Genomic DNA, 13,217 nt, shown 5'->3' with positions numbered 1-13,217 from the left:
GTATGGAAAACGAGAGAAAACAAAATTTAAAGGAAGCACGCACACTTCAAATTTGGAACGTCATCTATGATGTCATCGAAGTGGTCGTATCGCTTATCGCAGGCTTTACTGCCAACAGTTCGGCGCTGATAGGCTGGGGACTTGACAGTACCATCGAGGTAATAAGTGCCGGAACATTGGGCTGGCGATTGCACGGCGAAATTAAGGGCATCGATGAGAGGCGTGTAGAGAAAAGAAAAATGATAACGCTGTACGTCATTGCGATATCCTTTGCGCTTATCTGTGCCTTCATATCCTATGATTCCATATCAAAACTGATTAGTCAAGAAACGGCTTCTTGGTCAACGATTGGCATTGTGATACTTATGGTATCATTGGTTGTAAATCCCATTTTGATTTACTACAAAAGGAACTATGGAAATAAACTGGATAGTCCCGCACTGTTAGCGGATGCCAAGGACACTTTTATCTGCCTGTACCAAACCGTGGTAGTACTATTAGGTCTGCTGCTCGTGAAATGGTTGGGCTGGTGGTGGGCTGACCCAGTCGCGGCATTGTTGATTGTCCCCTATGCGGCAAAAGAAGGCTGGGAAGCCTTTACCAAAGCAAAAAACATTAAAAAGAATCTTGATAGATAATGAAAGAAATAGAACAAAGATTGAACGAAAACGGTGTTCGCCCTACAGCAATGCGAATACTCATTTACAAATATTTGGCAGAAAAGGAAGTGGCCATTTCGTTAACGGATATTGAGACCGCTTTCTCGAATGCTGACAGAACTACTCTCTTCAGAACCTTAAAAACCTTTGAGAAAAAAGGTGTGGTACACCAGATTGACGATGGCACAGGCGTACAAAAGTATGCCCTATGCGAACCTGGTTGCAATTGTGAGCTTGAACAAGATTTGCACCTGCATTTTCATTGTAATAACTGCGATGAAACCGTTTGCCTGACCGAACATAAAATTCCGCATATCAACCTGCCAGAAGGCTTTGTGGCAGAGGATGCCAATTTGGTACTAAAGGGCATTTGCGACAAATGCAGCGGACAATAAATGCACTTCCGTTGCACGGGTAGAACCTTTATATTGAAAACAAAAACGAATATATTATGATACAATTTATTGACACTACAAAAGAAAATCTAATAGCCGCAAGGCTATCGGGAAAATTGGATGAAGCCAATTTAAAGACCATCCACCAGCGTATCCATCAAATCATCGATAAAGGTCAAAAAGTAAATTTCTACTTTGAAATGGAAGATTTTGAAGGTTACACGCTCAAAGGATTTTGGGAAGACATCAAAACCGATGTAGCCCATATCAACGATTACGGGAAAATAGCATTCGTCGGGAATAAAAAATGGCAGGAATGGGCGGCCAAGGCAACCGACTTTTTTACCAGAAGTGAAGCCAAATATTTTGAAATGAAAAACAAGGAACAGGCAATGGCTTGGGCGACCGAATAGTATGAAAAAGAAAAAAGTAAACTTACGGGATTTAGACCCGAACGAACATCAAGGTGAGCACAGTCACGATGACGGACACAACCATAGTAGTCCCGATGAAGTTTCCAATTTTAGAACCTACCTGCCCGCTATTTTCAGCTTTGTAATGCTGATTATTGGTATAGCCATTGATTATTTTGATGACTTTCCCTTTTTTAAAGGTTGGATTCGCGTTGTCTGGTATACAGTAGCTTATATCCCGGTTGGATTTCCCGTTATACGGGAAGGATGGAATAGTATCTTAAAAGGCGATTTCTTTACGGAATTTTTCTTGATGTCCATTGCAACCTTGGGGGCTTTTTCCATAGGCGAATATCCTGAAGGTGTGGCGGTTATGCTGTTCTATGCCGTAGGCGAACTGTTCCAGAATGCAGCGGTCAAACGTGCCAAAAGAAATATTAAAACACTACTCGATGTGCGCCCTAATGAAGCCTTGGTCTATCGTGATGATGATTTTGTCTCTGTTAATCCCGAAACCGTTGCTATTGGCGAGAAAATTCAGGTTCGGGTGGGTGAAAAAGTACCGCTTGATGGTATTTTACTTTCAGAGAAAGGGGCGTTCAACACAGCTGCTTTAACAGGCGAAAGCAAGCCCGATACCATCGCGAAAGGCGAAAAGGTTTTTGCGGGAAGTATCAATCTCGATGGTGTCATCGAAGTTGAAACCACCAAAGAATTTAAGGACAGTTCTATTTCCCGTATTCTGGATATGGTGCAGAATGCCACCGCACGTAAATCAAAGACTGAATTGTTCATCAGAAAGTTTGCACGGATTTACACCCCTATCGTTGTATTTCTTGCTATCGGTTTAACATTTTTGCCTTACTTTTTTGTGGACGATTATGTATTTAGGGATTGGCTTTATCGTGCGTTGATTTTCTTGGTTATTTCCTGTCCCTGTGCGTTGGTCATTTCCATCCCGCTCGGATATTTCGGCGGTCTGGGTGCAGCATCCCGTAACGGTATTCTGTTCAAAGGCGCATCCTTTTTGGATGCAATGACCAAAGTAAATACAGTAGTAATGGACAAAACGGGAACTGTTACCAAGGGGGTCTTTAAGATTAAGGAAGTGGTGACCAAAAATAATTTCGCGCCTGCCCTGAGCGCAGTCGAAGGGGAAGCGGAATTTATGCAATACCTAATGGCAATGGAAGAGCAATCCACCCATCCAATCGCAAAGGCGATACTGGAATACAAAGCTGATGGTGCAGACTTGGAAGCGACCGAAGTTTCGGAAGTTGCTGGAAAGGGCTTAAAAGGAACGGTAAACGGAAAAACCGTATTGGTTGGGAATAAAGCTTTGATGGTTTCCAACGGTATCGAAGTTCCTGCTGAGACCGATACCATAATCGAATCCATAGTAATGATAGCCATCGACGGAAATTTTGCCGGATATGTGACCATAGCCGATGAACTGAAGGAAGATGCCCACCAAGCCATAAAGCAAATTCGTGAAGCAGGAATTTCCAAAGTCATAATGCTCTCTGGCGATAAGGATTCCACTACCCAACAGGTGTCTGAAGAATTGAATATCGATTGGGCGAAAGGTGGTCTGCTACCGGAAGATAAACTGAACGAGGTTGAAGAACTGAAAACACAACCCGATACGATCATAGCCTTTATGGGCGACGGGATCAATGATGCGCCCGTACTTGCTGCAAGCGATGTAGGTATCGCAATGGGTGGTTTGGGAAGCGATGTAGCGATAGAGACCGCAGACGTAATTATCCAGACTGACCAACCAAGCAAGATAGCGAGAGCGGTCAAAATCGGTTGTTCCACCCGTAGGATTGTCTGGCAAAACATAGGTCTGTCCTTTGGGGTAAAAATTGTTGTTCTTATTCTTGGTGCTGGTGGCTTGGCCACAATGTGGGAAGCGGTGTTTGCCGATGTTGGGGTGGCGTTATTGGCTATTTTGAATGCGGTCAGATTGCAGAAAAAGAAATGGGGTAAATGATTAAAATTTCGTTAAACCCAATAAAAACCGTTAAAATTTTGTAATTTTGAATCAATGAAAAAGATTTTCCATAAAATATTGTCCGTTTTGATGGCGTTTGTAGTGATGTTCACTACAATGTCTTTTACGGTAGATATGCACTACTGTGGGGATTCTTTGGTCGATTTTAGTTTCTTCACAAAAGCAGAAACCTGCGGAATGGAAAAGGTACAAGCAACCACGGGTTGTGAAAATCCCATAATGAGCAAGAAATCTTGTTGCTCAGACCAAAAAATCGTGAAGGAAAATATTGACGACCTTAAAACATCATTCAACAAACTTACTTTTGAGCAACAGACCTTCGTTGCCACATTTTTCTATACCTATATCAATCTTTTCGAGGGACTTGATGAAAACATCGTTCCATTCAAGGATTACTCGTCCCCCTTTATTGAACGAGACGTTCAGACACTCTACGAGACCTATTTAATTTGATTTTTAGACATTAGTCCGATTCCGATGTGATAGGAACATAGGAACGGCATTAAGCCCAACGATAATCCCGTTCTGGGCACGTTTTGTTGTATTCAACTTTCAGAATTGCAACAAGCCACCATTGTATAACTGTCTAATTATCATTTTATATGCTGAACAAAGGCATAAAATTCCTTATAGAAAATAAACTCGTTGCGGTTCTGATGCTCGTCCTGTTCGTAGGTTGGGGCATCGTAAATGCCCCCTTTAACTTAAACACCGGAATATTGCCCAATGCCCCTGTGGCCGTAGACGCCATACCGGATATTGGCGAAAACCAACAAATTGTTTTCACCAAATGGCAAGGACGCTCACCGCAGGATATCGAGGACCAGATTACCTACCCGCTCACCACTTCCCTTCTAGGAATACCTGGTGTGAAAACCATACGAAGTTCCTCGATGTTTGGGTTTTCCAGCATTTACATCATTTTTGAAGAGGATATCGAATTCTACTGGTCGCGAAGCCGTATCCTGGAAAAGCTCAACTCGCTACCCAGCGGTCTCTTGCCCGATGGTGTCAATCCCGCCTTGGGTCCGGATGCCACGGGATTGGGACAGATTTTCTGGTACACCTTGGAAGGGCGTGATAGGGACGGTAATGTTACGGGCGGATGGGACTTACAGGAATTGCGCAGCATACAGGATTACTACGTAAAATATGCCCTTTCTTCTGCCAGCGGTGTTTCGGAAGTGGCATCCATTGGTGGTTATGTACAAGAATACCAAGTGGACGTTGACCCAGAAAAGATGAGGCAGTACAACATCGGTCTGGCCGATATCGTAAAAGCGGTCAAGGAAAGCAATCAGGACATCGGTGCACAGACCTTGGAAATGAACAAGGCCGAGTATCTGGTACGCGGTCTTGGCTACGTGAAATCCATTGCCGACATAGAAAATGCCGTCGTCGATTCCGAGAATTTCACGTCTATAAGAATCAAGGATGTAGGCAAGGTACACTTGGGACCTGCTACACGTCGCGGAATTTTGGACAAGGAAGGTGCCGAAGTCGTAGGTGGTGTGGTGGTAGCCCGCTATGGTGCCAATCCTCTGGAAGTCATCAATAATGTCAAAGACCAAATCGATGAGGTAAGCTCGGGGCTTCCTATAAAGGAATTGGCCGACGGTCGAACCTCACAAGTAACCATAGTCCCCTTTTATGACCGAACCGAACTCATTCAGGAAACCTTAGGTACGCTTAACGAGGCCCTGACCTTGGAAATCCTGATAACCATTTTGGTCATCATCATAATGGTATTCAATCTAAGGGCATCCATATTGATTTCAGGATTATTGCCCGTGGCCGTGTTGATGGTCTTTATCACGATGAAGCTCTTTAATGTGGATGCGAACATCGTGGCACTTTCGGGTATAGCCATTGCCATTGGCACGATGGTAGATGTCGGGGTCATCCTCGCCGAAAATATGATTCGCCATTTGGAAGATGAAGACTTACGGGCAAACGAAAACGGTCAACCTTATACGACAAACGAAATCGTGTACAACGCCACTGCCGAAGTTTCGGGTGCCATTGTTACTGCGGTAATGACTACGATAATCAGTTTCCTTCCGGTGTTTACGATGATTGGTGCCGAAGGGAAACTTTTCCGGCCACTTGCTTTTACCAAGACAATGGCATTGGCCGCTGCACTCGTTATTGCGCTGTTTCTTATTCCACCATTCGCGGCCACTCTCTTTAGAAAAACCGAAATGCGAGAGCGCTTGAAATATGCCATCAATGGGCTTTTAATCCTCTTGGGAATTACCGCCGTGGTTTTTGGGTACTGGATGGGACTAGTGCTTGTGGCATTTGGTGCAGCAGCTATTTTATCGATGCGGGTTTCGCTTTCGCGGAAGCAAAAAAATCTCATCAATACGGCTATCGCCACCATTGCTGTTGTGTTCCTATTGGCCGAGTATTGGCGACCGCTCGGCTTCGACCGCAGCCTAATTATGAACCTCATTTTTGTAGCGGTAAGCTGTTTTGGTGTTCTGGGCATCTTTTCGCTACTCAGAAAGTACTACGATAACATCTTAAAATGGGCATTGCAAAACAGGGTGCTGTTCTTGATAATCCCCACAACATTGCTCATCCTTGGTTTCTTTATTATGCGGAACACGGGCAAGGAATTTATGCCAGCACTCAATGAGGGTTCGTTCCTGTTGATGCCTACTTCGCTACCGCACTCAGGTGTAGAGGAAAATAAACGGGTCTTGCAACAACTGGATATGGCGGTGGCCACCATCCCTGAAATCGAAACGGTGGTCGGAAAAGCCGGTCGCACCGAATCAGCACTTGACCCGGCACCGCTCTCGATGTACGAAAACGTGATTCAGTACAAGTCCGAATATATGCGCAACACTTCGGGCGAACGGCAACGCTATCGGGTTAATAATGATGGTCTTTTTGTATTGAAAAACGAAAAGTTACATATCAATCCGAACAACGAAGTAGAAAGCGATGCCAATTATGAAGCATCACAATTGCAAACGTCTATTACAAGAAACGAGTTGATTCCCGATGACGATGGCGAGTACTATCGCAACTGGCGACCTGAAATCCAGAGTCCAGATGATATTTGGAACGAAATCGTTAGGGTCACTAAACTTCCCGGTATTACTTCCGCACCCAAGTTACAGCCTATCGAAACAAGATTGGTAATGCTTCAAACGGGTATGCGTGCACCTATGGGCATCAAGGTCAAGGGTCAGGACTTGCGGGAAATCGAAGCGTTCGGATTGGAACTAGAAGAAATATTGAAACAAGCCGAAGGTGTAAAAGAACAGGCCGTATTTGCCGACCGTATCGTGGGCAAACCTTATCTGTTGGTAGATATAAAACGGGAACAGTTGGCACGCTACGGTGTTTCGATTATGGACGTACAGGAAATTCTGCAAGTGGCCGTGGGCGGAATGCCCCTGACCCAGACCGTCGAAGGCAGGGAACGCTATGCGGTAAGGGTGCGCTACCCGCGTGAATTACGTGATAACCCGACTGACCTGAAAAACATCTACGTTCCCGTAGAAAAAGGAAGCCCTGTTCCCCTTGGTGAACTCGTGGATATCCGTTATGAGCAAGGGCCACAGGTCATCAAAAGTGAGGACACCTTCTTGGTCGGCTATGTTTTATTTGACAAGTTGGACGGCTTTGCCGAAGTGGATGTGGTGGAAAACGCCCAGTCATTGATTCAGGACAGAATAAATAGCGGCGAACTGACCGTGCCCAGGGGAATCAGCTACAAGTTTACGGGCACCTACGAAAACCAGTTACGAGCCGAGAAAACCCTGTCTATCGTAGTTCCCCTTTGCTTGATTATTATTTTCCTAATTCTATACTTCCAGTTTAAATCGGTGACCACCTCTTTGATGGTGTTTACGGGTATCGCCATAGCCTTTGCAGGTGGCTTTGTAATGATTTGGCTGTATGGCCAGGACTGGTTCCTCAATTTCAGTTTGTTCGGTGAGAACCTTCGCGACCTGTTCAACATCAAGACCATAAACTTGAGCGTTGCGGTATGGGTCGGGTTTATTGCACTCTTCGGCATCGCCACTGATGACGGTGTGGTGATGGCCACCTATCTCGACCAAAGTTTTGAGAAGGAAAAACCTAATGACAAACCGGGAATTCGTGAAGCCACTCGGGAAGCGGCCGGGAAGCGCATCCGTCCTTGTTTGATGACCACGGTAACGACCGTTCTGGCTTTGTTGCCCGTGCTGACATCCACCGGAAAGGGAAGCGATATTATGATTCCGATGGCCATCCCTATTGTGGGCGGGATGCTCATTGATATAACCTCATATTTCTTACTGCCCATACTATATAGCTGGCGAAAAGAGTATCAACTTAAACGTGCGAGCAAATGAAAAATATAAAAATCATAATTGGATTATTGCTTGTTTCCGCTTTTGCGAAAGCACAGGAATTACAATCCTACATTCAGGAAGCGGAAGCGAACAATCCAGATATTCAGGCTTACGAGCTGCAGTACAATATCGCCGAAGAAAAGGTAAACGAGGTCAATACGCTACCTAATACTGTGGTAAGCGCAGGATACTTTGTAAGCGAACCCGAAACAAGGACGGGTGCGCAACGGGCACGATTCTCTATTTCGCAGATGTTGCCATGGTTCGGTACCATAACGGCGCGCGAAAATTATGCCAGTTCAATGGCGGAAACCGAGTTTGTTGAAATTGCCATTGCCAAACGAAAACTAGCACTCTCAGTCGCACAATCCTATTACCAACTGTATGCCAACAAGGCGAAACAGGATGTATTGGACGAAAACATCCAACTGCTACAAACCTACGAACGGTTGGTTTTGACCTCTGTGGAAGTGGACAAGGCTTCTGCGGTTGATGTTCTTCGATTGCAGATTCGGCAGAACGAACTGCAACAACAAAAGGAAGTCCTTCAGGAAGAGTATTTGGCGGAACAAGCCAGCTTCAACAACCTTTTGAACCGAAAGGAAAGCATTTCCGTTGAAGTCGTCCCGGAAATGACCATCCCGACGGAAGACCCGATATATAGCAAAGAAGGCTTGGCACTCAATCCGGAACTGCTCAAATACGATAGACTTTACGAGTCCATTGAGCAGTCCGAATTGCTGAACCAAAAGGAAAGTGCCCCGAACATCGGTTTTGGATTGGACTATGTACCCGTTTCTGAGCGACCCGATATGACCTTTAGCGATAATGGCAAGGATATCGTGATGCCAATGGTATCGCTGTCCATCCCGATTTTCAACAACCGCTATTCATCGGTTTCCAAACAGAATGAACTGAGACAACTGGAAATCGAATCCCAGAAAAACGAACGATTGAATACGTTGGAAACCGCTTTCGCGAAAGCAAAATCGCAACGCAATCAGGCACGTATCCAATTCAACACTCAAGAAAAGAATCTCAAGCAGGCGAACGACGCAGAAGAAATCCTGATAAAAAATTATGAGACCGGAACCATCGATTTTAACGATGTGCTGGACATTCAGGAATTGCAATTGAAATTTCAGATGAACCAGATCGAATCGGTGCGGATGTACTATGCACAGTCAGCGATTATCAACTATCTAATCAACTAACTATGGTAAAGGACTTTTACATAAAAAATATGGTATGCGACCGATGCATCAAGGTCTTAGAAGATGAACTATCTAAGGCTAACATTAGTCTGTTGGATATTGAATTAGGTAGGCTTCGATTGGATATCAATGAAAAAGAACAATTGAACACACTAATCGAAATTTTAGAAAGAAATGGATTTACACTCATCACTTCTACCGAGGATAAATTAACCGAGAAAGTAAAAATTGAATTGATAAAGTTAATGGATGAATTGCCACTTAAAATCGATGGAAAGTTATCAGATTTTCTTGCGAATAAATTGCAAAGAGACTATTCAAAAATCAGCAAGGTGTTTTCCATTACCGAAGGCATTACTATTGAAAAATATTTTATCAAACTGAGAATAGAAAAGGTCAAGGAACTTATCCAAACACCCGATTATAATTTCACGGAAATAAGCCAATTGCTCGATTACAGCAACGTCAATCATCTTAGCAAACAATTTAAAAGTGAGACTGGAATGAGTCTGAGCGATTATAAGGATGGACAAAAAAATTTTAGAAATCCTTTGGACAAGATTGTATAGATATAAACCAAAATTATAACACAACAAGCTGAGTGTCAATAATATTTTTGTTAAACAATAACTATGAGAAAACTATGAAATTCCTAACAATTATCACATTACTGCTACTTTCTTCTATTGCATTTGCCCAAGTGGGAACTAACGGACAGGATAGAAAAGAAGAAGGAAGACCGGTTAAGGAGTATAACCTTATTATTGAAGAAAATGAAATGACGCTCGCTGGTGTAACCGCTAAAGGAATGACCATCAATGGCGGAATTCCCGGTCCAGTTTTAGAATTCAACGAAGGAGACCTCGCACTTATCAACGTCACCAATAAAATGGATGAAGAAACCTCTGTACACTGGCACGGTTTGATCCTTCCCAATTTTTACGATGGCGTTCCCTATTTGACTACGCCACCTATTAAGCCAGGAACAACTTTTCAGTACAGAATCCCAATCAACCAATCGGGCACCTACTGGTACCATTCCCATACGATGCTACAGGAGCAAAGCGGTGTATATGGGTCTATTATTATTCAACCAAAAGAAAAAACTCTGGAATATGACAAGGATTTGGTCGTGGTACTCTCTGATTGGACTAACGAAAATCCTATGAATGTTTTGCGTAACCTTAAAAGAGGAAATGAGTGGTATCAGGTCAAAAAAGGGACGGCGGTTCCTTTGAGCCGAGTTATTAAAGAAGGCGCATTTGGTGCACAACTGAAATTTTGGAGAGACCGTATGGAAGGAGCTGATATAGCCGACATCTATTATCCTGCATTTCTTATGAATGGGGAAATGTTGGTAGAATATCCTGAATTTAAAGCGGGAGAAAAAGTAAGGCTACGGTTTATAAATGCCTCCGCCTCTACTTACTATTGGATGGATTTTGGGGGTGGCAATCCAACAATTGTTTCCAGCGACGGGGTGGATATTCAGCCTGTCTCAAAAAATAGATTTCTGTTTGCCATAGCAGAAACATATGATGTTATTGTTACAATGCCCAACGGAACTTTGGAAGTTACTGCTACAGCGCAAGATGGTTCTGGTAGCACCTCGTTGCGCTTGGGCCGGGGAAGCCTGTATCCTGCAAAAAGAATTGAGAGACCGGACAAGGTTGCAATGATGAAACAAATGGCCAAAATGGATATGAAGATGGGCGCACCTGCAATGGTGGGTAACAAAAAGAAAAAAACACCCGGGTTTTTGAAGGAGAATTACGGGATGAAAATGGATATGAAAGATGGACAGATGAATATGGGAATGCAAGATAAAATGTCAATGAATAAAGGCGGAAAGGGCGATAATATGCAGATGGACAAAAAGATGAACGGTATGGCAGGAATGAAAAAAGATTCAATGCCAATGAAATCTACCGAACCTTCGCATAAGATGGGAGGCCATATGAGGCACGATATGCCTTTGATACAGAAAGACACTTCATTTTTTGATTACGATACTCGTAAAACCTATTTCAAATATGATTTCTTAAAAGCGAAGGAAAATACCACCTACAACGCTGATTTGCCCGTAAACGACATTCTATTGAACCTGACTGGAAATATGCAACGCTATGTGTGGAGTATGAATGGTGTGCCACTTTCAGAAACGGATAAGATTAAAATCAAGGGTGGTGAAGTAACCCGCATTACCCTTAACAACCTAACGATGATGCACCACCCAATGCACCTTCACGGTCATTATTTTAGGGTAATAAATGAAAATGGTGAGCGCTCGCCGTTGAAACACACCGTCAATGTGCCACCGATGCAGAAAGTGGTCATCGAGTTCTATAACGAGGAGTATGGCGATTGGTTCTTCCATTGTCATATACTCTATCACATGATGGGCGGGATGGCTCGTGTGTTTAGTTATGATACGCCCCGAGATGAAAGAATGGAGGATTTTCCTGTGCAAAAATTGATTGATGAAACCGATCACTATTATTCTTGGGGGGCAGCTCGAATTGGGTCGAATTTCAATGAGTTATTTTTAATTTCTAGCAATATTAGAAATGAATTTGGGGTGCGGGCGGAACTTGATTATAGTGAAAATTTGGAAGCCGAATTTAATTATAATAGGTATTTAAACGACTGGGTGCGTCTTTATGTGGGGGTAAATACGGAAACTTCCACTCCAGATTCCTATGACACATTTAACACCGTTGGATTACTGGGTGTTAAATATTTTACCCCGTACCGTTTTAATGTGGATGTAAGTATGGACCATCAACTTCGGCCCAGGATTCGACTTGACAGGGAGCTATTAATCTTTCCAAGAATTTTTCTTGAAGGCGAATACGAATACCGAGCAGACTTTGGCTGGGTTAATGAGCTGGACAATAACAAGTCTTTTGAAGGTGAGACGCAATGGCTGGTAGGTTTGTCTTATATCCTTTCACGTAATTTTTCAATTCAAGCAAATTATAATAACCGATATGGCTGGGGTGGCGGCCTTCTAGCCCGATTTTAATTATTAACTTTAATATCCATAGAAATGAAAAAAGTAAAACAAACAGTAAGAATTATGACTCTCGTTGCTACCATAACGCTAACGATGTCCTGTAAAGATGCAGAAACAAAAAATGACCAACCAAAGAATCATTCTGAAATGAATCATCAAAAAGAAAAAAATCAGGAAATGAGCATGAATAATGGTCAAATGACTTCTGGAGAGACTATTTTGAATAAGTATTTTGACTTAAAAGATGCCTTGGTCAATGATAATAATTCAAAGGCGAAAGATATGGGAAATGCCCTAGCGGAATCTCTAAAAACTTTTGATGCAACGATTTACTCGAGTAATGAAAAAAATGAATTGAATGACATCATTCAAGATGCCACTGAACACGCCGAACATATTGGGAAAAGCGACATCAAGCACCAGCGTGAACATTTTAAAATGCTAAGTAAAGACCTTACCGATATGGTGGCGATTACGGGTTCATCTATTAAAATCTATGAGCAATACTGCCCAATGTATGATGGAGGAACAGCTTGGTTGAGTAGGAGCGAAAACATCAAAAATCCATATTATGGTAGTTCGATGCTAAATTGTGGTAAGGTACAGCGTGAAATTAACTAAGTGAAAATAGTAAAAATCATAGCGTGGATAGCATTGATTGCCTTTGTGGTCGTTCAGTTTTTTCAAGTGGACTATAACCGAAGTGAAACCGTGCCACAAACCGATTTTATGCTCGTAAACAATGTCCCTGCAATGGTAGAACAATCGTTGCAGGTTTCCTGCTATGATTGCCACAGCGACAATACAGACTATCCTTGGTACAATAAGGTGCAACCTGTTGCCTCGTTTTTAGAAGACCATATCAAAGAAGGAAAGGAAGAACTCAATTTTAATGAATGGGGCAACCTTTCCGATCGAAGGAAAAATAGCAAATTACGGTCTATCATAAACCAGATTGAAAATGGTGAAATGCCTTTGAATAGCTATACACTGATTCATAGAGATGCCATTCTTTCCGAGGCATACAAAATAGCAGTAATTGACTATATGAAAAAATTAAAAGATAGCTTGGAATAAAGTACTGCTGTGGGAAGGGAAGTATGATGATTGCTTAGTAACCCTTCCCGTGACAGGCACAAAAAGTAAAG

At 42.9% G+C, this 13,217-nt stretch carries 11 protein-coding genes; all 11 read left to right on the top strand.

Annotated elements, in window-relative coordinates:
- Positions 1-2 precede the first annotated feature (2 nt).
- On the top strand, positions 3-638 hold the full coding sequence (locus NDQ75_RS05950) for a cation diffusion facilitator family transporter (RefSeq protein WP_202028476.1): 636 nt from the start codon (positions 3-5) through the stop codon (positions 636-638).
- The gene (locus tag NDQ75_RS05945) at positions 638-1,054 is read left to right on the top strand and encodes a Fur family transcriptional regulator (protein WP_202028475.1); all 417 of its coding nucleotides are present in this window, start codon (positions 638-640) and stop codon (positions 1,052-1,054) included. Before NDQ75_RS05950 ends, NDQ75_RS05945 begins: the two co-directional genes overlap by 1 nt.
- Before the next feature lie 56 nt (positions 1,055-1,110).
- On the top strand, positions 1,111-1,467 hold the full coding sequence (locus NDQ75_RS05940; protein ID WP_202028474.1) for a SpoIIAA family protein: 357 nt from the start codon (positions 1,111-1,113) through the stop codon (positions 1,465-1,467).
- Position 1,468: 1 nt separating this feature from the next.
- On the top strand, positions 1,469-3,463 hold the full coding sequence (locus NDQ75_RS05935) for a heavy metal translocating P-type ATPase (RefSeq protein WP_202028473.1): 1,995 nt from the start codon (positions 1,469-1,471) through the stop codon (positions 3,461-3,463).
- Between the two features lie 54 nt (positions 3,464-3,517).
- On the top strand, positions 3,518-3,937 hold the full coding sequence (locus tag NDQ75_RS05930) for an HYC_CC_PP family protein (RefSeq protein ID WP_202028472.1): 420 nt from the start codon (positions 3,518-3,520) through the stop codon (positions 3,935-3,937).
- Between the two features lie 149 nt (positions 3,938-4,086).
- Complete coding sequence (locus tag NDQ75_RS05925) at positions 4,087-7,839, top strand: efflux RND transporter permease subunit (protein ID WP_202028471.1); 3,753 nt, start codon at positions 4,087-4,089, stop codon at positions 7,837-7,839.
- Positions 7,836-9,053: a TolC family protein gene (locus tag NDQ75_RS05920; RefSeq protein WP_202028470.1), complete on the top strand. Its 1,218-nt coding sequence runs from the start codon at positions 7,836-7,838 to the stop codon at positions 9,051-9,053. The genes NDQ75_RS05925 and NDQ75_RS05920 overlap by 4 nt, the downstream gene beginning before the upstream one ends.
- A 2-nt stretch (positions 9,054-9,055) precedes the next feature.
- The gene (locus NDQ75_RS05915; protein WP_202028469.1) at positions 9,056-9,622 is read left to right on the top strand and encodes a helix-turn-helix domain-containing protein; all 567 of its coding nucleotides are present in this window, start codon (positions 9,056-9,058) and stop codon (positions 9,620-9,622) included.
- Between the two features lie 74 nt (positions 9,623-9,696).
- Positions 9,697-12,078: a multicopper oxidase domain-containing protein gene (locus NDQ75_RS05910; RefSeq protein WP_202028468.1), complete on the top strand. Its 2,382-nt coding sequence runs from the start codon at positions 9,697-9,699 to the stop codon at positions 12,076-12,078.
- Positions 12,079-12,102: 24 nt separating this feature from the next.
- Positions 12,103-12,690 (top strand): DUF3347 domain-containing protein, encoded by a 588-nt coding sequence (locus tag NDQ75_RS05905; protein WP_202028467.1) that lies wholly within the window; start codon positions 12,103-12,105, stop codon positions 12,688-12,690.
- Positions 12,691-13,146 carry a heme-binding domain-containing protein gene (locus NDQ75_RS05900; protein ID WP_202028466.1) on the top strand — a complete coding sequence of 152 codons (456 nt, stop codon included), beginning with the start codon at positions 12,691-12,693 and terminating at the stop codon, positions 13,144-13,146.
- The last annotated feature ends 71 nt before the right edge of the window (positions 13,147-13,217 follow it).

The organism is Galbibacter mesophilus (assembly GCF_023721415.1).
Lineage (GTDB): Bacteria > Bacteroidota > Bacteroidia > Flavobacteriales > Flavobacteriaceae > Galbibacter > Galbibacter mesophilus.
This window is presented reverse-complemented; position numbering and strand designations above follow the sequence as displayed.

What these genes read in the sequence shown, in the direction of transcription:
- NDQ75_RS05950 (WP_202028476.1), top strand. Translation starts at nt 3, where the DNA reads ATGGAAAACGAGAGAAAACAAAATTTAAAGGAAGCACGCACACTTCAA.
- NDQ75_RS05940 (WP_202028474.1), top strand. Translation starts at nt 1,111, where the DNA reads ATGATACAATTTATTGACACTACAAAAGAAAATCTAATAGCCGCAAGG.
- NDQ75_RS05915 (WP_202028469.1), top strand. Translation starts at nt 9,056, where the DNA reads ATGGTAAAGGACTTTTACATAAAAAATATGGTATGCGACCGATGCATC.
- NDQ75_RS05905 (WP_202028467.1), top strand. Translation starts at nt 12,103, where the DNA reads ATGAAAAAAGTAAAACAAACAGTAAGAATTATGACTCTCGTTGCTACC.
- NDQ75_RS05945 (WP_202028475.1), top strand. Translation starts at nt 638, where the DNA reads ATGAAAGAAATAGAACAAAGATTGAACGAAAACGGTGTTCGCCCTACA.
- NDQ75_RS05910 (WP_202028468.1), top strand. Translation starts at nt 9,697, where the DNA reads ATGAAATTCCTAACAATTATCACATTACTGCTACTTTCTTCTATTGCA.
- NDQ75_RS05925 (WP_202028471.1), top strand. Translation starts at nt 4,087, where the DNA reads ATGCTGAACAAAGGCATAAAATTCCTTATAGAAAATAAACTCGTTGCG.
- NDQ75_RS05930 (WP_202028472.1), top strand. Translation starts at nt 3,518, where the DNA reads ATGAAAAAGATTTTCCATAAAATATTGTCCGTTTTGATGGCGTTTGTA.
- NDQ75_RS05920 (WP_202028470.1), top strand. Translation starts at nt 7,836, where the DNA reads ATGAAAAATATAAAAATCATAATTGGATTATTGCTTGTTTCCGCTTTT.
- NDQ75_RS05935 (WP_202028473.1), top strand. Translation starts at nt 1,469, where the DNA reads ATGAAAAAGAAAAAAGTAAACTTACGGGATTTAGACCCGAACGAACAT.